21 protein-coding genes are annotated in these 23,218 nt (G+C 49.5%); 8 read left to right on the top strand and 13 right to left on the bottom strand.

Annotated features, from left to right (window positions below; all coding sequences use genetic code 11):
- Window positions 1–83: 83 nt before the first annotated feature.
- From ACJJIJ_RS00410 to ydiJ, 4 genes are all read right to left on the bottom strand, one after another.
- Entirely contained in the window at window positions 84–485 is a 402-nt protein-coding gene (locus ACJJIJ_RS00410; protein ID WP_252084600.1) for a 3D domain-containing protein, read from the bottom strand.
- A gap of 834 nt (window positions 486–1,319) precedes the next feature.
- The gene (locus ACJJIJ_RS00415; RefSeq protein WP_444883789.1) at window positions 1,320–1,721 is read right to left on the bottom strand and encodes a 3D domain-containing protein; all 402 of its coding nucleotides are present in this window, start codon (window positions 1,719–1,721) and stop codon (window positions 1,320–1,322) included.
- 517 nt (window positions 1,722–2,238) lie between these two features.
- The gene (locus ACJJIJ_RS00420; RefSeq protein ID WP_444938359.1) at window positions 2,239–2,991 is read right to left on the bottom strand and encodes a tetratricopeptide repeat protein; all 753 of its coding nucleotides are present in this window, start codon (window positions 2,989–2,991) and stop codon (window positions 2,239–2,241) included.
- A 68-nt stretch (window positions 2,992–3,059) separates the two neighbouring features.
- Window positions 3,060–6,098: a D-2-hydroxyglutarate dehydrogenase YdiJ gene (gene ydiJ / locus ACJJIJ_RS00425; protein WP_444938360.1), complete on the bottom strand. Its 3,039-nt coding sequence runs from the start codon at window positions 6,096–6,098 to the stop codon at window positions 3,060–3,062.
- Between the two features lie 242 nt (window positions 6,099–6,340).
- On the opposite strand from ydiJ, the gene ACJJIJ_RS00430 reads away from it, so the two are divergent.
- From ACJJIJ_RS00430 to ACJJIJ_RS00440, 3 genes are read left to right on the top strand one after another with little or no spacing between them, the layout of a single operon-like run.
- Entirely contained in the window at window positions 6,341–7,303 is a 963-nt protein-coding gene (locus ACJJIJ_RS00430) for a YbgA family protein (RefSeq protein ID WP_444908721.1), read from the top strand.
- Between the two features lie 8 nt (window positions 7,304–7,311).
- On the top strand, window positions 7,312–8,247 hold the full coding sequence (locus ACJJIJ_RS00435) for a MerR family transcriptional regulator (protein ID WP_444938361.1): 936 nt from the start codon (window positions 7,312–7,314) through the stop codon (window positions 8,245–8,247).
- Window positions 8,244–9,722: a cryptochrome/photolyase family protein gene (locus ACJJIJ_RS00440; RefSeq protein WP_444938362.1), complete on the top strand. Its 1,479-nt coding sequence runs from the start codon at window positions 8,244–8,246 to the stop codon at window positions 9,720–9,722. The genes ACJJIJ_RS00435 and ACJJIJ_RS00440 overlap by 4 nt, the downstream gene beginning before the upstream one ends.
- A 130-nt stretch (window positions 9,723–9,852) precedes the next feature.
- On the opposite strand, the gene ACJJIJ_RS00445 is transcribed toward ACJJIJ_RS00440, so the two are convergent.
- A complete protein-coding gene (locus tag ACJJIJ_RS00445) occupies window positions 9,853–10,050 on the bottom strand; it encodes a CPXCG motif-containing cysteine-rich protein (RefSeq protein ID WP_444938363.1) in 198 nt (65 codons plus the stop codon).
- 325 nt (window positions 10,051–10,375) lie between these two features.
- Between ACJJIJ_RS00445 and ACJJIJ_RS00450 the strand changes: the two genes are divergently transcribed.
- Entirely contained in the window at window positions 10,376–10,816 is a 441-nt protein-coding gene (locus tag ACJJIJ_RS00450; RefSeq protein WP_444938364.1) for a YqaA family protein, read from the top strand.
- Window positions 10,817–10,968: 152 nt separating this feature from the next.
- Here ACJJIJ_RS00450 and ACJJIJ_RS00455 read toward each other — a convergent pair whose 3' ends face one another.
- From ACJJIJ_RS00455 to ACJJIJ_RS00470, 4 genes are read right to left on the bottom strand one after another with little or no spacing between them, the layout of a single operon-like run.
- Window positions 10,969–11,295, bottom strand: a complete 327-nt coding sequence (locus ACJJIJ_RS00455; protein WP_444938365.1) for a hypothetical protein — start codon at window positions 11,293–11,295, stop codon at window positions 10,969–10,971.
- Between the two features lie 46 nt (window positions 11,296–11,341).
- A complete protein-coding gene (locus tag ACJJIJ_RS00460) occupies window positions 11,342–12,274 on the bottom strand; it encodes a DUF4124 domain-containing protein (protein WP_444938366.1) in 933 nt (310 codons plus the stop codon).
- Window positions 12,275–12,333: 59 nt separating this feature from the next.
- Window positions 12,334–13,044, bottom strand: coding sequence for an aspartate/glutamate racemase family protein (locus ACJJIJ_RS00465; protein ID WP_444938367.1), 711 nt, complete (start codon window positions 13,042–13,044; stop codon window positions 12,334–12,336).
- A 29-nt stretch (window positions 13,045–13,073) separates the two neighbouring features.
- The gene (locus ACJJIJ_RS00470; RefSeq protein ID WP_444938368.1) at window positions 13,074–14,093 is read right to left on the bottom strand and encodes a S41 family peptidase; all 1,020 of its coding nucleotides are present in this window, start codon (window positions 14,091–14,093) and stop codon (window positions 13,074–13,076) included.
- A gap of 503 nt (window positions 14,094–14,596) precedes the next feature.
- Here ACJJIJ_RS00470 and ACJJIJ_RS00475 point away from each other — a divergent pair.
- From ACJJIJ_RS00475 to ACJJIJ_RS00490, 4 genes are all read left to right on the top strand, one after another.
- On the top strand, window positions 14,597–15,805 hold the full coding sequence (locus ACJJIJ_RS00475; protein WP_444938369.1) for a pyridoxal phosphate-dependent aminotransferase: 1,209 nt from the start codon (window positions 14,597–14,599) through the stop codon (window positions 15,803–15,805).
- A 134-nt stretch (window positions 15,806–15,939) separates the two neighbouring features.
- Window positions 15,940–16,416: an Lrp/AsnC family transcriptional regulator gene (locus ACJJIJ_RS00480; RefSeq protein ID WP_226644702.1), complete on the top strand. Its 477-nt coding sequence runs from the start codon at window positions 15,940–15,942 to the stop codon at window positions 16,414–16,416.
- Window positions 16,417–17,058: 642 nt separating this feature from the next.
- Complete coding sequence (locus ACJJIJ_RS00485) at window positions 17,059–17,463, top strand: DUF4345 family protein (RefSeq protein ID WP_444888048.1); 405 nt, start codon at window positions 17,059–17,061, stop codon at window positions 17,461–17,463.
- A gap of 162 nt (window positions 17,464–17,625) precedes the next feature.
- Window positions 17,626–18,579: an AEC family transporter gene (locus ACJJIJ_RS00490; protein WP_252084612.1), complete on the top strand. Its 954-nt coding sequence runs from the start codon at window positions 17,626–17,628 to the stop codon at window positions 18,577–18,579.
- 18 nt (window positions 18,580–18,597) lie between these two features.
- On the opposite strand, the gene ACJJIJ_RS00495 is transcribed toward ACJJIJ_RS00490, so the two are convergent.
- The 4 genes from ACJJIJ_RS00495 to ACJJIJ_RS00510 all read right to left on the bottom strand — a co-directional run bounded on the left by ACJJIJ_RS00495 (window position 18,598) and on the right by ACJJIJ_RS00510 (window position 23,179).
- Window positions 18,598–19,440 carry a sterol desaturase family protein gene (locus ACJJIJ_RS00495; RefSeq protein WP_444938370.1) on the bottom strand — a complete coding sequence of 281 codons (843 nt, stop codon included), beginning with the start codon at window positions 19,438–19,440 and terminating at the stop codon, window positions 18,598–18,600.
- Window positions 19,441–19,625: 185 nt separating this feature from the next.
- On the bottom strand, window positions 19,626–20,693 hold the full coding sequence (locus ACJJIJ_RS00500) for a helix-turn-helix transcriptional regulator (RefSeq protein WP_444938371.1): 1,068 nt from the start codon (window positions 20,691–20,693) through the stop codon (window positions 19,626–19,628).
- A 3-nt stretch (window positions 20,694–20,696) separates the two neighbouring features.
- On the bottom strand, window positions 20,697–21,239 hold the full coding sequence (locus ACJJIJ_RS00505; RefSeq protein ID WP_444891703.1) for a lytic transglycosylase domain-containing protein: 543 nt from the start codon (window positions 21,237–21,239) through the stop codon (window positions 20,697–20,699).
- Between the two features lie 209 nt (window positions 21,240–21,448).
- A complete protein-coding gene (locus ACJJIJ_RS00510) occupies window positions 21,449–23,179 on the bottom strand; it encodes a proline--tRNA ligase (protein ID WP_444938372.1) in 1,731 nt (576 codons plus the stop codon).
- Window positions 23,180–23,218 lie beyond the last annotated feature (39 nt).

Consider the following 23,218-nt stretch of genomic DNA (forward strand, 5'->3'; position numbering starts at 1 on the left):
TACTCTGATTCCTACTTAACGACAGAAATAAAAAAACCCCGCTGGAGGGCGGGGCCAAAAGGGTCGTTGAAATCAGTTCTGCTTTACTTTACCGGTTCAAAAACAATTTTCAGTTTCTTCTTACCCCAGGCGCGAGCCTTGCGGATATCTTTTTCCATCCAAACATCAATACGGTTTGTGAAGCGTTTGTTCATACGGTCACGCACAGTGTAAGTACCGGGCAGACCTTCAATCTGTACTTTAGCGCCGTTGGTCAGGCCGTGCTTTTCCAAGTCACGGGAAACGGCAATGATTTTATCGCCTGGACGCAGGCGGTTGTTCCAGGCAGCTACCCAAGGGTCGCTATCTGTCTGGCCGGGCACCGAGTTATACGCGGTAGCGTCGACAACCATGGTTTTCTTAAGAGCGGCTGATGCATTGACACTTACACCAATAGCAAGCAGGGCGGCGATGAAAAAAGCAGTGTTACGCAGAGTCTGTTTCATGATGTCCCATTACCTCCAGGAATCAAATGGTCGCAAGCCAAAAGGTGCTTACGAAATTTCCAAGTGCTTTTGGAAATGGTTGATCAATATTTAATCAACTCTGGTTATATTACTGGGGATTTGGGGTGAGGCAACTTTTTCTTATTTGGCGACAAAAGACCTTAAAGAATGGCTGGTTATTGTGAGTGCTTGAAACCAATAACCCTTTTTAGTCTTACGTTTAAGATTTTTGTTTGTGCTTAGACGCTACTACTGGTTACAGAATTCCTATCTTTCTCTGATTAAGAAATTTCATTTTTTAGGTGGGATTTGCAGTGACAGCGATGTCATTCTACAGTTTACAAACTATTTTCTTGGATCGGCTTTCTAATTCGTACGAGAAAAGTAAAAAATTTCCCTGAAACTATTTGTGACCATTCCGCCAAAACTGTCTGCTTTGAAGGGAAAGCCTGATTTTAGGTGGAAAAACTGCTTCGTCACTGATTTTTTTTGGCAAAGAAATGGGGTAAATAAGAGCTAAAGAGTGGCTACCTAACTCTGTTGTAGAGGCTCAACTATCTGTGGTGAGACTATAGGAAGTAGACTCTGCTGCAGAGATGCAGAGATGCAGAGATGCAGAGATGCAGAGATGCAGAGATACAGGGATACAAGGATCTCTTCTTTCAACGTTCCAAGCTCATAAGTTTGAATAAGCCTCTAACTAATCATTATTAATAATCGATGGCATAAAGTTAGAGAGCAGTAATTCTCTCTTTTGATTGTTTACCTAACGGCAGAAATAAAAAAACCCCGCTGGAGGGCGGGGCCAAAAGGGTCGTTGAAATCAGTTCAGCCTTACTTTACCGGTTCAAAAACAATCTTCAGTTTCTTCTTACCCCAGGCGCGAGCCTTGCGGATATCTTTTTCCATCCAAACATCAATACGGTTTGTGAAGCGTTTGTTCATACGGTCACGCACAGTGTAAGTACCGGGCAGACCTTCAATCTGTACTTTAGCGCCGTTGGTCAGGCCGTGCTTTTCCAAGTCACGGGAAACGGCAATGATTTTATCGCCTGGACGCAGGCGGTTGTTCCAGGCAGCTACCCAAGGGTCGCTATCTGTCTGGCCGGGCACCGAGTTATACGCGGTAGCGTCGACAATCATGGTTTTCTTAAGAGCGGCTGATGCATTGACACTCACACCAATAGCAAGCAGGGCGGCGATGAAAAAAGCAGTGTTACGCAGAGTCTGTTTCATGATGTCCCATTACCTCCAGGAATCAAATGGTCGCAAGCCAAAAGGTGCTTACGAAATTTCCAAGTGCTTTTGGAAATGATTGATCAATATTTAATCAACGCTGGTTATATTACTGGGGATTTGGGTTGAGGCAACTTTTTCTTATTTGGCGACAAAAGACCTTAAAGAATGGCTGGTTATTGTGAGTGCTTGAAATCAATAACCCTTTTTATTTTTATATTTAAGGGTTTTGTTCGCGCTTATACGCTATTGATGGTTACATAATTCGTATTTTTTTCTGATTAAGAAATTTCATTTTTTAGGTGGGATTTACAGTGACAGCGATGTCATCCTACGGTTAACAAGCTATTTTTCCGGATCGGCTTTCTAATTCAGACGAGAAAAGTAAAAAATTTCCCTGAAACTATTTGTGACTGCCCCACCAAATTAGTCTGAATTGAAGAAAAAACGTGGTTTAACGCAGCAAAACGGCTTCGTCGATTCATTTTCTGGCAAACAATTTGGGGAAAAGTGAGGGCTAAAGGGTGGTTCCACGGTTCTGCTGTACCGGTTCTACCTGCTGGCGAAGCGCGGCCAAATAGTCACTATCCTCTTTTAGGTCGGGTAATTTGTGCTGTAAATCCAGTTCTACCGCTTTCTCCAGCCAACGAATGGCCTCTTCAATATTTCCTTGCCACTCACAAACCTGCCCAAGATTGAAATAAGTAATAGAAAGGTTGTGCCATTCCTCCTGATTGAGCAGACCTTCAAGGGCACTTTTATAGAGGAGATAAGCAGTGCTGAGGAGGTGTTCACGCTGCGTGGCCAACTCTTCGCTGGCAGCTTGGCGGTGGTAAGTGTGTGCCAGGGCAGAGCGCACTCTTGCGCTGGAGTGAGGTAGTTGTGCACCTGAATCCAGGTAGCGCAGAACTGATTGAAACTGGGCCCGCGCCAGCGGGTAGAGATCTGGCCTCGATTTGGCCCCCAAGGCATTTAGTACTATGCCGTAGCGGTAGCGCAGGGTGTGCTGCTGGGAGGGATAGGCGCCGAGAGCGGAAATGGCTTTTTCATAGAGAGGCAAGGCATCGCCAAAATTACCCTCGCGGGCGAGTGCCTCCGCTTCGTTGACCCAGTGGATCGCCCCTAGGGTTTCTCCCCCGTGAGATTTAGCGCTGTGAGTCTGGGTATTGTTGGGGAGAACGTCCGAAATAAGGGAGACTGCCGCTAATAGTGCGGTTAGGCAGAAAAGTGCATAAAAAAATATGTATAAATGAGGCAGTGGTTTATGCATAGGGATTTTCGCGCTTGGCCCGATGACGTATGGGGCCATAGTTACGGCCCTCATACGTCAGTAAATCCCTAGTTATCGAGTTGTGCCAGTAATCCCTGCAGAGGATGGCGCAGACTAACACCTGCAAAGCGGCTGGCTTGGCAGCGGCAGGAGTATCCGGTGGCGAGTTGGTTGTGCTCCCCACCATTGAGTTTGGGAGCCCAGGACTGCTGGAAGATCACCCGCGATGTTTCCTTATGCGCGGTCTCGTGGCCATAGGTCCCAGCCATACCACAGCAGCCGAGATTTTCACTCTGCAGCTCCAGGCCCAAGGCGGCGAATACCGTTTGCCAATCCTTGAGTGAGGCGGCGGCATTGGTTTGCTCGGTGCAGTGCGGCAGTAGTTGAAAGCTGCCAGGTTTTACCCGAGCGCGCTGTTGCTGCAGGTGATCTTCTTGTTGAACCAGCCATTCTTGTAACAAATGTACTTTCGGAGCGCGTTCCCCTAGGAGTTTCTTGTATTCAGAGCGATAAGTAAGGGTCATGGAGGGATCAATGCCCACCAGGGGGATACCGCTCTCCGCCAGGTTGTTAAGCATCTCACTATTGCCTTCGGCAATTCGTTGGAACTGGCGTAAAAAACCATGAACGTGGAGGGGTTTACCGTTGGCCCGATAGGGAGCGAGAATCGGCACAAAGTCCAATTGTTTGAGCAGGCGCAAAATATCCGCTAGCACTTCGGCATCAAAATAGCTGGTGAAGGCATCCTGCACAATGATGACCGCGCGGCTGCGCTGGGAGGGCCCCAGAGTATCCAGGCAGGCTTTTGTAGCGGTGGGTACTCCCAGTTCTCTCATGCTGGTTTGCAGGGTTTTTTGTGAGAGCTGTGGGCTGTCCACCATGCCGAAAACACGCTCCATCAAAAAAGATACAGGCTTCAGCTTTAGCGGCCAGTTGTACAATTGCGGTAGTCTGGCTAGATGCGGCATCAGGAATTCCAGTCCGCCCACGGCGTAATCCTTTAGCGGGCGAAGGTAGCGGCTGTAATAAAGCTCCAAAAACTTGCTGCGAAATTCCGGCACATCCACGCGAATAGGGCATTGCCCTACACAGGATTTACAGGCTAGGCAGCCCTGCATGGCTTCATTGACTTCGTGGTTGAAGTCGTACTCGCCGCGGGTTTTTGCCAGGGTATTTACGATGCGTTTGGGCAGGCCGACAAAAAAAGAGCGCTCGCGGTATTTACGCGCGCTGGCTACTGCGTCTACATCGTGTTTACTTAATAGACGCAACCATTCTCGCATCAGCGAGGCACGCCCTTTGGGGGAATGGATCCGGTTGCGCGTGGCCTTGTAGGAAGGGCACATGGCATCGTCTGGATTCCAATTAAAACAGGCACCGTTGCCGTTGCAGTGCACACCCTCGTCGTATCCCTCCCATACTTGCGCGGGAATTTGTCGATCGTGTTCACCGCGGGTGCTCACCACATCAATTTTCAGCAGGCTGGCGCTGTCATTGGGTGTGGCAATTTTGCCGGGGTTTAATTGATTGCGTGGATCGAAAGCGGATTTAATTTTCTGCAGCTCGGGATACAGCTCGCCGAAAAATTCCGGGGCATATTCGGAACGAACGCCTTTGCCGTGTTCTCCCCACAGCAGTCCTTTATATTTTTGTGTCAGTGCCACCACCCGGTCGGTGATGGGGCGAATTTGTGCGGCCTGTTGGGGATCTTTCATATCAATTGCCGGGCGTACATGTAATACGCCGGCATCCACATGGCCGAACATACCGTAGTCGAGGCCGGCCTCATCCAGCACTGCGCGGAATTCGGCAATAAAATCGGCCAGGTTTTCTGGTGGTACGGCAGTATCTTCTACAAAAGGAATCGGGCGCTTTTCCCCCTGGGCGTTGCCCAGCAAACCCACTGCGCGTTTGCGCATGGCCCAGATACGATTCACCTCGGCGTGGCCGCGGGCGATAGAATAGCCGAAGCTCTTGCCTGGCTGGCCAATGGCAGCCTCGATATGTGCAATAAATTGCTGCAGAGCTTTTTCCAGTTCCTCCTCGGTATCTGCAGCGTACTCCACCAGGTTGATACCCTTGACCGGGCGATCCTCTGCGGGAAAAAATTCACTGACGCTGTGCCAGACGATATCTTCCATGGCCAGCTGCAGTACTTTGCTGTCCACTGTTTCGATCGACATGGGGCCTGCGCCCATTAGGTCCTTGGCATCGCGCAGCGCTTCCTGGAAGTGGTCGTATTTTAAATTGACCAGAGCCACACACTTGGGAATGGGCAGCAGATTGAGTTTGGCTTCTGCAATAAACCCGAGGGTGCCTTCGGAACCGCACAATACGCTGTTGAGATTAAAGCGATTGCCTTCACGAATATGGGCCAGGTCGTAGCCGGTGAGGCAGCGATTGAGCTTGGGGAATTTCTGCTCGATGAGTTCGGCTTTTTCCCTGGCAATCTTGTCACAGGTTTGATGCACCTCTGCGACGCGGCTATTTTCAGCGCATATTTCTTGCAGCTGAGTGTCCCCTATAGCGGTGGAGTGCCACAGCTCCCCCCCCATTAACACTGTGTGCAATTCCAACACGTGATCGCGGGTTTTGCCGTAAACACAGGATCCCTGGCCTGAGGCATCCGTATTGATCATGCCACCGATGGTAGCGCGGTTGCTGGTAGAAAGTTCTGGCGCAAAAAACAGGCCGTGGGGTTTAAGTGCAGCATTCAACTGGTCTTTGACCACGCCAGCCTGTACGCGAACCCAGCGCTCTTCCACATTGATCTCAAGGATCTGGTTCATATGGCGGGAGATATCCACCACCAGCCCATCGGTAAGCGATTGGCCGTTAGTACCGGTGCCACCGCCTCTGGGTGAGAGCACTACGGAGTGGAACTCCTCCTGTTCGGCCAGTTCCGCCAGTAGTTGCAGGTCGCGGTGATTGCGTGGGTACACCACTGCCTGAGGTAGAACCTGGTAAATAGAGTTATCGGTGGCTAAAACGGTGCGGCTGGCGTAACTGGGTGTGGTGTCACCGCGGAAACCCGCGTCTGCAAGCTCCTGCAAAAACTGCAAATAGAGCGCCTGAACCTCGTCGACTTCGCGCAATGCTGGAATCATGGGCTAATCCGTACTTTCGGGGAGGAGGAGGCCGCAAATTGCCGGGGTAGCTGGTGAGATAAAGAATCACAGCCCTGCCGCTCGGTAAAAATGCGGCCCTGCATTGTAGCTATGGTGTGTATGGGCGCAAGCGGCCATAGAGACTTGATTACTTTCCAAAAGTTGTACAAAGCTACCTCTTGTACAACTAGTTGTGAGAGTCTATAAAAGAAGAACGTGAACCGATTCTGTGCTGCAAAACTATGCATATTCAGCTCTTGTCTCAAAAAATTCCGGTGGGCATTAGCCGCTGTGCCGTGGGTGATCCGGTGCGTTACAACGGCAGCCACAAGCACAGTAAAGTCTGCACCCAACTGCTGGGCAATTGTTTTGAGTTGCAGGCTTACTGCCCGGAGGTTGCCATTGGCATGGGCGTGCCCAGACCGCCTATTCACCTTATTGTGAGTGACCGGTTGCGTGCGGTTGGCCGGGAAGACCCCAACTTAGATGTTACCGAGGCTCTAGAGGGCTACGCGGATACGATTGTCCCTGAAGTGGAGAATCTGCGTGGTTTTATTCTGATGCAGAAATCTCCCAGCTGTGGAGTGCGAACCACTCCCCACTATAAAGAAGATGGTACCGGGGTGCTGGCGCACGACTCCGGCTTATTCGCGGCACGCCTGCGCCAGCATTTTCCCCATTTGCCGATGGAAGAAGTGGGGCGGCTCAATGCCAGCGATTTGCGCGAGAATTTCCTCACCCGTGTTTTTGCTTACGACGCCTGGCATCGCTATGTGGCCACCGACCTGCGCCCAGCCAGGGTCATTGAATTTTACACCGCTTATAAATATCTACTGTTGGCGCACAGTCAGCCAATGACCCGTGCACTGGGTCAGTTTGTTTCTAACTCGCGCGCATTGCCGGTGGAGGAGTTTGCCTATGAGGTGAGAGGTAAAATAATGGAGATTCTCAGCCAGTTGGCCAGCCGAAAGGACCGCACCAATGCCTTGATGCACAGCCAGGGCCACCTGAAGAGCTACCTGAGCAAAGAAGAGAGAGCCGAGCTGGCACTGCTTATTGACGAATACCGTCAGGGTAATAAGCCTCTGTCGGCGGTGCTTACCATGTTGCGCCATTATTTGCCGCGGACTCCTCACCAGTTTATCCACAGCCAGGTGTTGCTCGCCGCTGAGCCGGCAGAGCTGGGTCTGTGTGAATTTCGCTGAGAATTGTGATGGTTGAGATTGCCCCCCCTACTGAAGCCAGCTTACCAATTCGTGAGGTAGCACGTCGTACCGGCGTGCATCCTGTCACCCTTCGGGCCTGGGAGCGGCGCTACGGCCTGTTAACACCGGCTAGAACCAGCAAGGGGCACCGACTTTATAGTGAAGAAGAGGTCAGGCGTATCGAAGAGGTACTGGCCTGCCTGGCCCGAGGTGTAGCTATTGGGCAGGTGCGGGAATTATTGGCACGTGGTCCAGTCTCCCTGTCAGCCAAAGAGAGAGAGGCAATCACTGCAGGTGGTTGGCGTGAGATCATCGATGAAACCTTAAACTTGTCACAAAACCTTGACGAGCCAAAGCTTCGCCAGCAATTGGACTACTGGATTTCCACCTTACCGGCATCACTGTTACTCGATCATTGGCTCAAGCCACTGCATACCGAGTTGGCTAGGCTGAGGCGATCGGAAGCCGCGCAAGGTTTCTTTTGGCAGCTGGTTAATGAACAGTTGTTATTGGCCAACGGCATAGCTCGCAGAAATTTAAATAAAGATCGTTTGGCTTGCGAGAGTCGAGTCCTATTGCTGGATTTCCCCGGTGAAGATCAGCGGGCCTTTGTGCAATTATTTTGCACCACACTTTTGGCTGCCGGTATTGGCGTAGTGGTTTTGGATTATCGGGCCGTTCTGCCGGGGCTTACTGAAAATGCGAGAAAGCTGGATGTGCATGCGCTGCTCTGGTACAGCCATCGGACACTGCCGAAATCCTTACTTGAGGAGGAATTACCGAGTGCATTACAGGGGCTAAGCAAGCCTCTAAGGCTTGTGGGGGATTTCGTAGAGTTACAGTCTGCCAGCTTGGATAACCTAAAGAAAATACCGATGATATCAGTACTATCGGGCACTACAGACCTCGTGGTAACGCAACTGCGGGAGCAGCTGAAGCGATGAGCCGACAAATATCAATACAGCGGGGCCTAGTCTGGTTCCGCAGCGATTTGCGTATACAGGATAATTCGGCGCTTTATCATGCCAGTACTCAATGCGAACAATTGGCCGCAATTTTTATCGCCTGCCCAGAAACCTGGAGAAACCACGATGAAGGCGATGCACTGGTTTCTTTTCGTATGGCCTGCTTGCAGAAACTCCAAGGGCAGTTGCAAACTTGCAATATTCCCCTGTACTTCCTCGAAGTCCCTGAGTTTTCTCTGGTTCCGGAGGCGCTGCAGCAAATTATTCAGCGTCTGAAAGTAGAGACATTGTTTGCCAATGCTGAGTATCCTCTGAATGAGCTGCGTCGAGACAATGCCGTTCGAGAAAAACTGCAGGAACACAATGTTTCGGTTGAATACTACAGTGACCGCACCTTATTACCGCCAGGAGCAGTGAGAACGGCGAGTGGTGATCCCTACAAAGTGTTTACCCCTTTCAAGCGTGCCCTAATCCAGTTATGTGCTGGGAGCCAGGTTAAGCCCTTGCCCACTCCCAGGAAAATACCACCTTCTGCCAATAGCGAACATTGGCCGAAGTGGTTCGCAGTGGATGTAAAAGGGAATCGAAAACTAAAGCAGAAAATACCTAACCAGTTATTGGGCTACTCACTCAATATTGATGGATCAGGTAGGGTTAAAGGTTGGGAGAGTGGTGAGCAAGCTGCGCAAAAGCACTTGAAAGCTTTTGCCGAAATTATTAATCAATATCAGGCCGAACGAGATTTTCCAGCGAAAGATAGTACCTCCCGCCTTTCCCCTTATTTAAATAGTGGAGCTATTTCTATTCGCCAGTGCGTCAAGATGGCCCTCAGCCAGAATAAAGGCCTTTGGCAGGGTGGAGATGAAGGGATTGCCTGCTGGATCAGCGAACTTATCTGGCGGGAATTCTATACACATTTACTGACTGATTTTCCCCGCTTGAGTATGGGAAGGCCATTTAAAGAGGAAACAGAACAAATTCCTTGGCGCTATGATGAAGGATTATTTTCCCTTTGGGCAAGTGGTGAAACCGGAGTGCCTATTGTCGATGCTGCAATGCGCCAGCTAAATGAAACCGGCTGGATGCACAACCGCTTACGAATGATTGTCGCCTCGTTCTTGAGTAAAAATATGCTGATCGACTGGCGTTGGGGTGAACGCTACTTTATGCAGCACTTGATTGATGGTGACTTTGCCTCAAACAATGGCGGCTGGCAATGGACCGCCTCAACCGGTACAGATGCAGCACCTTATTTCCGTGTATTCAACCCTTATAGCCAGTCGCAGAAGTTCGATCCCAACGGAGAGTTTATTCGACATTATGTCCCGGAAATTTCCTCACTAAGTAACAAGGAGATTCATGAGCCCCCAATGATTGAAGGGTATCCCCAAGTGATTTGTGATGTGAGTGCCGGACGCAAGCGAGCGATAGAGGTATTTGCCAACCTTAAATAACCATGTCCAAGGCCAAGTTGGTAGAGAGAGATAAGTTTTGTAGAGCCTGAGGCTTATTTTTGGAGTGATAAATTTCAGAGCAGGTACTCTAGATAAATAGAAGAGGACTATGCCGACTATTTGATAGTATTCAAAACGACTCATCCTCCCTGTATACATTAATAGAAATAGAGCCCTCTAGGTCAGCGGTAACGTGAAAAACTATGGGTCTACAGCAGACCTGGCAGTCTTCTATATATTCTTGCGGAAGTACAGAAGTATCAATGAGTGTACTAAAGTGTTCGCCGCAGTAAGGGCATTGAATAATTTCTTCTAGGATTGGGTTCATGCTGAAGTAAAGTCTATCTAGTTCGAGACTTTTGAATTTTAGGTTAAAGCCTACGTAAAATGCCAGAATGATTTTATTTCTAGTTGAATGTCTGGAGTGATATTTTTGAAATTCTATCTTTCTGTAATTCTTGCTAATAATTTAGCTAGTAAATTAGTAGTATTGGGGAGTTGAGGTATGTGATTACTCAAGGGGAGTATATTTATTTTTTTGAGTATGGGTGTTGGCAGTTTTAGGGGTTAATGCAAAGGAGAGATAGTAATTTTATTTTTCTGCATAAATCCTATAGGTTTCTTATGGTTTTCCTGGAGGATGTTTTTGTTAAATGGGGAGTTTGGTCGAATTAGGCTTTGTCGGTCTTTTTGTTTCAGCATTTCTGGCGGCAACAATCTTGCCAGTAAGTTCGGAGATCGTATTAACCACTCTGCTGATCAATGGTTTTTCGCCATTTGCATTGGTGACTATTGCAACAATTGGTAATGTGGCTGGTTCATTGGTGAATTATGCTCTTGGCTATTGGGCAAGTTTGGGTATTATAAAAAAATGGTTGAGGATGTCAGAAAATGAATTTGTAAAGGCTGAGCAGCGCTTTAAAAAATATGGCCTGATTTCATTAGCTTTTGCTTGGGTTCCAGTTGTCGGAGATCCATTAACCGTTATGGCAGGGGTGTTAAGAATACGATTGTTATGGTTTTTGATTTTGGTGACGGCAGGTAAGCTTTTACGCTATGTAGTTGTTAGTTATATGGTGTTGCAGGTTTCCTGAATTTAGGAGGCTTGACTGTGTTGTTTGCTGAGCTATAAGCGAGTAAATTTCATATAAAATCCATGCGTGTTATATTCTGGCTATATGTACTAAATGGTCGGCCCTCATCAGTTGATGGGGTGCTGAGGGGAAGGCGCCCCCAGCTACTCAAGTCAGCTATTTAGAAAAGAGTCTTTTCCCCTGATTTGATAAAACAGTGAAGCCAGGCCAAAAATAAAGCCTATGGGTGAAGTTATTAGGCTGAGTAATGAAGCAATAATGCCGGGAATTTTATAAATTCTAGCCCCGCTTTTTATCTTTCCTCCTATGCTGATAAGTGCTACACACCAGCTTAAAAATAAAATAGCTGGGGCTGCTGCTTTGATAGTAAAGGCTGCCCCCTGACTGTATATATAAATGGCAGTTAATAATATGCCAAACAAAAGTGTTAGCCATCCATTGAATTGAAGGAGCTTGCCTGCGATTCTTAAGTCTTTCATAGTTTAAACCGAATATTTTTTGTCTAAATTTGCTTAAATCTTCGTTTTAAAAGTTGATATGTTTGTCAGTTTCCCCACTTAACCAATTTCTCCAGTTGATTTCCAGACCTCTGATCCCGCCAATATAGTCTTTATCGACCAGATAATACGAGTGCGTACGATCACCACGCTCCAGCTTATGGACTAAACGAATTACAAAGCTTTTACCGACTGGTGTTGATAATAGAAAGTATAAAAATTGCCCGGCCTGTGCTTGTAAAGGCGCAGTCCCATTTCTTTGTGCATGTCGCCATCTTGTGTTAGGAAGCCTAAGGAATGTACTGATATCCATAAGCCTCTCATGGCGCTTGAGAGGATTTACCCATCTATAATTTTCCCCGTGACTAGTGATGCGCAGTTGCCCGTTCACTTTAGTGAGGGTTTCCATCTGCTCGGCCAAACCTTCATTTAACCAGGATTGGGCGTAGGGAGTGACAGTATCGGTTATTGCATGACTAACCTCGTGTTTAATAGTGCGGAAGGTTCTGGCTCTATCCTCTTGGATGTAAACAATAATTTGGTTATCTTGAGAGAAATATATCCCATAAGAGGCTGATGGTTCTTTTCCCATTCTCTTTCTTAGGTGTTCGTAGTAGGCCTTTTTATCTTTTAGAACCAAGACCTTAACGGGTACCGTTTTATAAAAGTCAAAAAACAGAACGCGATCGTAAAATTCATAGACGAGATTGACGTCTGTAACAATCTTGTTTAATTCCTGATTGCTCAGGTTGGTGTCAATGGCTTCGACGGAAATATCATATCGAGACCAATCAGACTTGTGCTTTCTAGGCTTAATAACTTCTTGTTTAACATGTTCTATTTTCTTGTCACTGAAGTGAACTTGACCATTCTCATCGGTCCACTTGTAGATATTGGCTGTCGCGCTTAGTGGAATTAGAGACAGAAGAGTAGCTAATACAGCTGGTAGGTGAGGAGTCACTGCTTGAAACTTTTAACTAATTGAAAGTTGGTACTATGATTCTTTGACTGACACCTGACTCAAGAGGCTACAATCGCCTCTTTTATCGCGGCCTCAGCTAAAAGGTGGTTAGAGTTTAACGTTGGTAACGCAGAATTACTATCATCGATAATCAATGGTATTTCGGTGCAACCCAAGACTACTGCATCACATCCATCCTGTTTGAGGTTGTTAATAGTGTCCTGGAAGTATTGCACTGTTTCCTGTCGAAATACCCCAGTGACTAACTCGCCCATAATCAGCTGCCCGATCCGTTTAACAGCCTTCTTAGGCGGCCGTAACCAACCTATGTTTGCGGTCTCTAGTTTGGACGGATAAACGTCGCTCTCAACTAACCATCGGGTACCGAGTAGGCCCAGCTTTCTATAGCCCTTGATGGTGGCTTCAGCAATAACACTGTCGGCAATATTTAGCCAGGGTAGGGGGGATCTCTCTATTACATAGTCAAAGGCTTGGTGAATAGTATTATCGGGGCAGATCAGAAAACAGGCCCCCTGGGATTTTAGCTTGTCTGCGGAAGAGAGCATTAGATCGCCAACACTTTGAAGGTCATTGGAATCCAAATATTCTACATAACGAGCCAGTGAATGAGTGTGCATGGATATCTCGGGATGAGCATATTCACCAAGATATTTGCCACTTTCTGTGCAAATTGTCTTATAGCATAGGGCTGCGCCCTCAGAGGAGCAGCCAACAATACCAATATGTTTTGTCTGATTAAAATTCTTCATTCGAGGAAATCACTCAGGCTGAAGTTGATCTAGTTGAGTTTTTCTTTGTTAGTCATTACTTCTAACTGTTCACTAACTTCCTTGAGTTGTTGTGGGTTGTTTGTTGTGTTTTGAATGATATGTAGAGACTTTTGGTAAGCAATATCAAAAGCCTCCTCTTTTGAAGCGATAATATCTGGTAAAACGCCGGTACCTTCCCAGTTGCTTTTGGTAATTGGATTTACAGCTCTTGCGATAGGAATTGATACCTTGAACTCCTTATCAAGGCTGAGAAATTGTATGGGATGGGCTCCACCTTTGGTGACTTCGCCAATAATTGTGGCTCGTTTAAGATGTTTTAGATAATAAGTAAATGCTTCCGCGGCTGAAAAGGTATCTTTGCTGGTTAAAACGAAGACTGGAACTTTGGCTTTTCTTTTGCCATTGAGGGTTTCGAAAGTCCAGAATTCGGTGGTGCTATCTGTTGCTCTCCAGTAAATACTGTTCAGGTGGGTGGGCTTCTCAAAAAGATAACTGCTAATTAGGCGGCCCATATTGCCATCACCGCCGCCATTATTTCTAAGATCGAAGATGATGGCATCGGTATCTTCAATCAAGGTCATTACGGCTTCTAGGCGTTTCTTTGAGACTTCGTTGACATGATCAAAGCCCCAGAAATCGATATAGCCAATGTTACCTTCGAGCACTTCAATGCGCGTAAAACCAGAATTTTTCCTGCCCAGTTTACTGAACCAATCCTCTCGCTTCGGTTGTTTATTTGGGATGTTTGGATCGTACCAACGTACACCAAAATGCTTATCGTGTTTTTCCAGTGCCTTAGTAAGTAGATCGGCTGTTTGTTTTGGAGTTTTAATTTTTTTTAGGGCCTCGGAGTGTGCAATTTTTTGCAAGCTTTCACGAATTGAGGGGATGTTCTCCTGAAGTATATAGCGGTTGGAAATCTCAAGCTCAAGCGCATCAATGAGAGATTTTTTTTGCTCTGCTGAGAAGGTGGCGGAGAAGCCGTGCGATGAGATAAGCAAGAATACAACCGCTAGATATTTCTTCATTACAGTAACCCTCTATTTTCGTTATTCCCTCGAAATCAATATACGGGCCTGGATTGCAGAAAAAAGAGGCCGCCAAGGATAATTTCTGGCACATTTGCCTCAGTTAAGTCGATAGGGAGGGGTTGACTGGGGGCTTGGCTGTAAGTGAAGGATGTATGACTCTTATCTTTTCTTTTGCTGTTGAAATGCGCCCAAGACTGAGCGCCATCTATGGAGTCTGGGTTCGTTTATAGAGCCAGTTTGGAGAATCTGTTTCTGTGTGTGATCGGAGGGAGCAGATGTACTGGCATCTGCCTAATAGGCTGTTCGGTCGCCTGCGATAGATATTTTGTGACCTATTGGTGCCAAACAGTCTATCCCGCCTTTATGTGTAGACAATGTCTTCAGAATTTTCTGCGGTAATCCCCATAGAAACTCCTGAGTAATGCGAAATATGCGGCTATATAGCGGTATAGATTACTTTGATGGTTGCTACCTTAGCAGGCATAAATGGCAGATAAATAGTGAAAAACGTGACAGATTTTACCCCCCAATTCAGCCTTCAAAGCGAGGCTCTGAACTGTGAGGATTCCAATGTCTGGGCGGTCAGTGACCGGGCCCATGATCTTGCCGATAAGGGGGAGGATGTCATTTTCCTCTGTGTGGGGGACCCCAACTTCGATACCCCCGAGCCAATTCTGGATTTTGCCCGCGCTCGCCTGGGTGTCGGGCGGACTCATTACTCTCCCGCCGCCGGTGAGCCGGTGTTGCGCAGAGCTATCGCGGATATCGAGAGTAAGGTATCACCCCACCCCTGCAATCCCGATGATGTTGTGGTGTTTCCCGGCGGTACCAATGCTATCTACGCGGTACTTTCCTGCCTGTTGAACCCTGGTGAGGAAATTGTTATCCCAGAACCGATGTATATCGGTTATGTCCCCATTTGCGACAGTCTCAGGCTGTCTGTAAAGCGGGTGGCCTGCCCGGCGGAACAGAATTTTGCGTTCGATGTGGACTCGATCAAAGCGGCAGTCACTGAAGAGACCCGAGTGGTCATGATCAATACCCCGGTCAACCCCACCGGTGCAATGGCAACTCCCGAACAGTTGCGTGAACTGGCTGCCTTTTGCCGTGAGCGTGACATCTGGCTGGTGTCCGATGAAATGTACTCCATGATCACTTTTGCCCGCCGCCATACCTCATTGCGCACAGCAGCAGAGTCTCTGGACAATATTGTGGTGATTGATGGTCTGTCTAAGTCTCATGCCATGAGTGGTTGGCGTCTGGGCTGGGCGGTAGCGCGCGGCCCCCTGGTGGAGCGCCTTGCGGCATTCGCCGGAGCCACTATCTTCGGCTGTCCACAGTTTATCCAGGAAGCTGCGGCTTTTGCCCTGGAGTTCGATACCTATTTCGTGAAACAGATGCGTGACGCCTATGAGTGTCGTCGCAACTTGATCGTTGAGAGAATCGGCAAAATTCCGGGGCTTAGCTGTTACAGCCCGGATGCGGGTATGTTTGTGATGGTCAATGTTTCCGAGTTGGCCAGCTCTGGTCAGGTATTCGCCGAGGCCCTGCTGGAAGCCGAGCGGGTATCAGTATTGCCGGGCACACCTTTTGGTGAAAGTGCGGTGAATCATGTGCGTTTGACGCTAGCGGCCGATGACAGTGAGTTGTCGCGCGCTCTGGACCGAATCGAGCGTTTTGTCACCTGCGCTAATCGCCAGGCTAGTTAACCCAAGTGGCGGTAGCCAGCTCTCAGCCTCTCTTGCCGGGGGCTGGCTTTTTCATCTCTGGAGGTTATAGAGTTTCAGCCTCCGGCGATTACCGCTATCCTTGCCCCCTTTCAGATTCAAAAGAAATCAGTTCCGTGAAAATTGACCGGCATAATTTGCGTATTTTGCAGGCTCTGCAAACTAACGCCCGTATTAGCAACCTGAATTTGAGTGAACAAATTGGCTTGTCGGAGAGCGCCTGCCTGGCCAGGGTGAAGCGCCTTACCAGTGAGCGTTATATCCGTGAGTTCCTTGCCGAGATCAATCTGGACAAGGTGCGCCACGCTGAGTTTTATGTAAATGTGGCCCTGAAGCGCCAGGATGCGCGCACCAGTGAAAACTTCCGGCGAATTATCAGTGATATCCCACAGATCGTTTCCTGCGTGAAGATGTCTGGTGAATTCGATTATATGCTGCGCTTTATTTGCCCTGATGCGGCAGACTTCAACCGGGTTTCCGAGCAGTTACTGGCCAATGAGGAGGCCGCTATCTCGCGTATGACTTCGCATTTGGTGATCGAGAAAACCAAGCCTTTTACCGGTTATCCATTGGAGCTTCTCTTCCAGGATTAGGAACAGGCCAGGCAGTGGGCAGGTTTAATGCCACTGCCTGCTCCTTATTTGCGGTGCGGCTTTCGTTTGCACTTTCTGACATGCTGGTCAAAAAGTGATCCTTATTCTTCGGCGATACCTACAGCGAATAGAGACTGTTGCCAGCTGGTCAAGAATCCTTTCTCTTGCTTTCCTTGCTGTTTATTCAATAGCTTGAAGCGCCCCAGCTCAAAGAGTTGAGCATTATTAATAGTTATCCAGCCTAGAGATTGCGGAGAGCTGCTCAGTCTGCGCCATGCGTATGACAATTTTGTTGCGGTAAGCCCTGCCTTCTTGTACAAGCGTGTTAAATGTGGTGTCTCTAGTCGGCCAGATTAATTTCGGGCTGGCCCAGGTGGCGGGTACCCATGTTGTTTTGAGCCGTTTTTCTTCTGGGATTCTAATTGGTTGAATTAGCTGTCAGGCGGGTGGTCTGGCTTGATCCTGTGCGGAATTTAAAGAACTTACCTCCCTTTTATGTCCATTTTGTGAGGTTGGTGATCCAATTGAAAGAGTGGCGGCTGTAACCTCATATATACTTTAGACAGGCTTCTGTGCAGCGACAGTGGTTGGAAAGCTGCTATCCAGAGGCTGGTAATCACCGCTGGTGCAGGGGAGTGGCAGTTGAAATATTTAGGGCGAGTCTACCTGACTCTCAATTTATTGGCTTTTGCGTCTATCGGTCTTGGGGCCCTGTTTAATCCGGAGTCGTTTGCTGCGGCTATCGGGTTTTCATTTACCTCACCTACCGCTGTGCCCGAGTTTCTTGCAACTTACGCCGGCTTTATGTTGGCAATCGCCGTTCTCTTACTGATTGCGTTGGCCATGCGCCCTCACCGCCGTGCCGCCTATGCTTCACTCTCAATCTCTTACATTGGATTTGCGGCTGGCCGTCTCTTTGGCATGTTTTCCAGCGGTAGCTTCGATGAACGCAATTTACTGTTCTTCGCCCTGGAAGTGATCATGGTAATTTGGGGACTCTACTGTTATCGGGAATCTCGTTGGCTTCCCCTGCAACACGGGCATTAATCCAAAACAGCTAAATACTGGGATCGCCCTTAGCTCTGTTCATCGGTGACTTTGGCCTGTGGGCAGTTCTTACTTTTCGCGTTAATACTGAGAGATGTCTGGCCTGTATTCAAAGGCTTTGGTCTGGTGTTTGCCGCATCCTGTCACTGATGGATATGAGTAATGTCTCAATTCCAAAGTTTGGTGGAAGCTCTGGTTATCCTGGTTGCGCTCTGTGCCTGCGCGATTTGGCTACGCAGTCGCGGGGTGATTCTTAGAGAAGAACAAGGAGTATTTGGGCGCCTGGCAACAGACTTTGCGCTGCCCGCAGTAATTTTACATAGCTTGATTAAAGTCCCTTTCTCTTCCCAGGCTCTTCTTCCCGCACTGGCCTTATTTGCTGTGAGTATTGCAATCATGGTGCCTGCGTGGGCAGTGGGTAAATTGATGGGGCTGGGGCGTAAGACCCTCGGCTCGATCGTGTTGGTTGCCGGTTTTGGCGGCTCTTCGACTTTAGGGTTATCGCTGATTCGTCGGATTTTTCACGATAACCCTCTGGTTATGAGAGACAGTGTTCTCATTGGTGAATATGGCGCACTTTTATCTGTATTCACTGTCGGTGTTGCTGTGGCCATTTATTTCGGCCGGGATGAGGGAGAGCAGGTCAATGTTTGGCAGGCCTGTAAGCCTTTCTTTGTATCACCAATTTTTATCACGATGGTTTTAGGCACAATTATTTCCCTATTTGGCCTGCCCCAGGGGAATGTTACTGTGCAGCTGCTGGAGGATATATTACGGATTTCCGGACAATCCTTGATAGTGCTGGTGGCATTTAGTATCGGTCTGGCCCTGCGCCCCATCGCTGTGCGCCAACTGGCGGGCCTGATCCTGGTGGTCGTCCTGTTAAAGCTGGTGGCAGAGCCTATGGTGGCATGGGCTCTGGCAATGCCAATTGAGTTGCCGCACATCGAGCGGGAGCTATTGGTTTTACAGGCGGCAATGCCCTCTGGGGCGATTGCCGCCGTACTGGCGAAACGCTATGGATGCGATGGCGGCGTTGCATCCGCAATGGTGGTTGCCACCTCTTTTATCAGTTTGATAACACTACCGTTGACACTTTACTTTGAAAGTCAGTGATTGCACTGCAGCCATTGGTCAGGCGGTTATTTCCCCAGAATTGTTATCGCTGGAGTGCTGTTCCAGCGTGGTAGTTTCCACCTGCTGCCCGCCGTGTAGTTTACCGTCTACAGCCTGGCGGAAAACCTCTTTGTAATCCTTAAATTCCGTGCCCATTAGGCGGTCCCACCAAGTGAAGTAAAAACCGTAATTGCCCTGAAAGCGCTGGTGATGCAGATCGTGATGAGTTGTGGTGGTCATATTATCCAGCACGCCATCGACCCAGCTGCGTGGGTGGAATTCGCGGCCTGTATGCAGCATGGCGTTGCGGAAAATCATTATGAAAAGGAAGCTAAGCCAGATACTTGGGTGCAGTGGTATCGTTAGGGCGATCAGTGGAGAGAAAAGTCCGTTGATAAATATTTCACCGATAGAAAAGCTGTAGGCAGTCCAGGGAGTTGGGGTTCGCGACATATGGTGTAGCTTGTGGAAGTGCTTAAACAGCTTTGGGTGGTGCATTGTCCGATGGGTCCAGTAGAAATAGGCGTCATGCAGGAGAATTACCACAGGCAGGCTCAAGATGCTCCACCAGAGCGGGTAGTCACTCCAGTTCCAATACAGCTTGGCGATCCCCATATCCTGTAGCAAATTTATGCTGATGCCAAACAGGGTGAAAATACAAACGGTCAGCATGGAGTAGCTGACTTCCCGGCGAATATCCCTCCAGCTAGCACGCCGTTTTTGGATGCGGCGCCGGTTCATCCAGGCGCGAAACAGCCAGCTCGCGCAGATACTCATCACAGAAGCCGCCAACACATAGCGAAATAGGGTCAGTTTAAAGTGGGTGGTCCCGTAATCAGCCACATCTGCGAAGAAATCCATCTTTTTCACCATCCTTTTTCATCGGCGTTGCTACAGGGGCAGCGTTGGATATTGAGGATCTATTGGGATTCTAGGTGCTACTCACATGGGGAGCTTTTGCATCAGTGCTTGCAGTCTGGGGGGCTTTGCTGACTGAGGCTTACGGAAAATGAAAAAATGCTGACGAATTCCGAATTGCTGCCCTCTTAGGCGGGCAGCTTGTCGCGACGGTATTCGGTTGGGGTCTGGTTGTGACGGCGCTTAAAAGCGGCATTAAACGGGCTGAGAGATCGGTAGCCGATATCCAGGGCGATGGTCAGCACTGGTAGATGCGCCTGTTCCGGATCGGCCAGGCGGGTGCTGGCCTCATCAATACGAAATTGATTGAGATATTCGTTGAAGTTTCGATAGCCCAAGTGGCGGTTTATCAGGGTGCGCAGCAGGTGCTCGCGGGTATCCAGTTGCTCCGCCAGTTCGCGAATGGTCAACCCGGTGTGTCTATAGCCTCCACCTTCCATATGCTTTTGCAATTTAGCCAATTGCATCTGCTGCTGCTCATCCAAGGTTGGTACAGGTGCTGGAGGTGGTGCTTCCTCTTCAGGGATATCTGTTGCTGGTTGTGGTAGAGAGTCGCCCAGGGCGCTGGGTGAGAGCGCAAGCAGCCATAAACAGGCTGCCAGGGACAGCAGGCTGGCGAGTAGGGCGTGAAGAGTTGGCACACCATTGGGGACGGGGCGGTAGGCAAACAATGATTCAGCACTGATAACGATCAGCATATAAGTGCCTACCGCAATCAACAGTATGGCGCGCAAGCGACGGCGCTCCTCCACCAAATCCGAGTGAAACTGCCCGAGTAGGGTGAGCATGCCCAGGCCAATCAGACCTAAGCGGGTAAATTGGGACAGATTAAAAAAAACCTCTTCGGCGCTATTGCCTAAAGGGATTGGCGAGTGACTAGCGGCGACACTAAAGGCAATGGAGAGTCCGATAGGCACCCAGCCCCAGCGGGGAAAGGGTTCTTCCTCGCGACAGAGCAAGTGGGTAAACAGCCAGAAGGCGGCGGGCACCAGAATCACCGGCAGGTGAATCAGCAGCCCCATGAGCCCGACAAGGGGAGGGAGTGTCGGTAACAGTAAATAACAGATAACACCGATCAAAACCAAAATCAGCCAGCGGCCCGCCGCGAGACGTCGGTGATTGACGGAAACCTTGGTTGCGGCCAGTAAGAGTAAGGCGCAGGCCCCGCCGGAAAAAAATAAATAGCCTGAAGTCACGACTTATCTCCAGCGGTTGGCCCAGGCATCCAGCACCTTACTGCTATAGGTGTGGCGGCCATAGCTGCCGTTGTAGTAGGCGAGGGCGTTGGCCAGATTGCCCTTCGCTTTTTTGATGTAGTGCTTGAGGATGGTGCAGCCGTAACGCAGGTTGGTATCCATATCAATCAGGTTGTCACCGGGACGGCCGATCTCTTTCTTCCAAAATGGCATTACCTGCATCATGCCTTGTGCGCCTACCCGGGATACTGCGTAGGGGTTAAAGGCACTTTCGATCTGGATTACCGCTAGAACAATTTCCGGGCGTAAACCCGCTCGGGTTGCCTCGCGATGTACAGCCTTAAGAACGTGCATGCGCCTTTTAGGGTCTTTGATGTAGCGTGCTAGGGGCTGGGATTTTGACATCAGCCACACCTCCGCATCGAAGCGATCGACAAAGCTGTCTGCCTGAGTAATGGCCTCGCGCAGGGCGAGCCGCAACTCGGGGTCCACTTGCTTGGTGTTAGTCTGGGATATCGCACCGCAGCAGATAAGGCAGAACCCCATCGCGGTAATAGCTTTTCTTATCATGTTGGGAATTTTACGAGATCCAGAGAGATTGGGTAGCGCCTTTTATGGACCTTTTACGCAAATCTGGACAGGGAGAGGCATTTGAATTGAATGGGGCTGTGAAATACCAACGGACTTAAAGTGCTGTGTTGGTATTTCACGGAGGTATTTTGAGATAGATAAAGAAAATCTATCTCATCATCAAATTAGCGCAGGCCGAATTTCTCCAGCAGTACTTCCTCCAGCTGGGATACCGCAAACTCCTGGCTCTCAGTATCGGCGCGGCCCTTGTATTCCACAATGCCTTTCTCCAGGCCGCGGTCGCCGATAACGATGCGGTGGGGGATACCAATCAATTCGACATCTGCGAGCATGCCACCCAAGCGAGCCTTGGGCTCATCCATTAGCAGTACATCCACGCCTTTGCTGCGCAGAGATTCATACAGGTGCTCACACTTTTCCCGTACCACATCGCTCTTGTGCATATTGATGGGCACAATTGCCAACTGGAACGGCGCTATGGCGTCTGGCCAGATAATGCCGGAGTCGTCGTGGTTTTGCTCAATAGCGGCGGCGACAATCCGGGATACTCCAATGCCGTAACAGCCCATGGACATGACCTGCTCCTTGCCGTTCTCATCGAGTACGGTGGCGTTCATGGCGCGGCTGTATTTGTCACCCAGCTGGAATATATGGCCGACTTCGATTCCGCGTTTGATTTCCAGGGTGCCCTGGCCATCGGGGCTGGCGTCACCGGCAACGACATTGCGGAGGTCTTCAATGCGGCCGAGTTCCACGTCGCGGCCCCAGTTCACGCCGGTGAAGTGGTAATCGTCGCGGTTGGCGCCACAGATAAAGTCCGCCAGGTGTGCCGCAGCTCGGTCCACAATGGTTTCGAGCTTCATGCCGACGGGTCCTAAAGAGCCGATATTGCAGCCCAGTTCATCGGCAATACGTTGCTCCGGGGCGAACTGCAATGGGCTGGCGATGCCGGCCAACTTTTCTGCTTTCAGTTCGTTCAGTTCATGGTCGCCGCGCAGCACCAGCGCAACCAGGGGCGCGGTTTCACCCTCTTCGCATTCACCCAGCACGATCAGGGTTTTTACCGAATGGGTGGGGTCACTGTTCAGGAATTCGCTGACATCGGCGATGGTTTTTTGCCCTGGCGTGTGTACTTCCTGCATTTCCTGGCTCGGTGCGGCGCGCTCGCCAGCAGGGGCCAAGGCTTCGGCCAGCTCAACATTGGCGGCGTAGCGGGATTCGGTGGAGAAAGCGATATCGTCTTCTCCGCTCTGTGCCAGAACGTGGAACTCATGGGAGCTGGAACCGCCGATAGAGCCGGTATCCGCCAGCACCGGGCGGTAGTCCAGGCCAATACGATCAAAAATGCGGCAGTAGGCGCCGTGCATAATGTCGTAAGTCTCCTGCAGGGAATCCGCATCGATGTGGAAGGAGTAGGCATCCTTCATGGTGAATTCACGCGCGCGCATCACACCAAAACGCGGGCGAATTTCATCGCGGAATTTTGTCTGTACCTGGTAGAAATTGGCAGGCAGCTGCTTGTAGCTTTTGATCTCATTGCGGATCAGGTCGGTAATAACTTCCTCGTGGGTTGGGCCCAGGCAGAAGTCATTGGAGTGGCGATCCTGGATGCGCAGTAATTCCGGGCCGTACTGCTGCCAGCGGCCGGACTCCTCCCACAGCTCCGCCGGCTGCACTACCGGCATCAATACTTCCAGGGAACCGGCACTGTTCATCTCTTCACGCACAATACGCTCTACCTTGCGCAGTACGCGCAGGCCGGTGGGCAGCCAGGTGTAGAGGCCGGAGGAGAGACGGCGGATCATACCGGCGCGCAGCATCAGCTGATGGCTGATTACTACCGCGTCGTTGGGCGTTTCTTTCTGGGTGGCGATAAGGTAACGGGATGCGCGCATAGGAATAAACTGGGTTCAATTATCGGTAAGCTGGTTATT

Source organism: Microbulbifer mixtoriginis (SeqCode), from assembly GCF_052467945.1.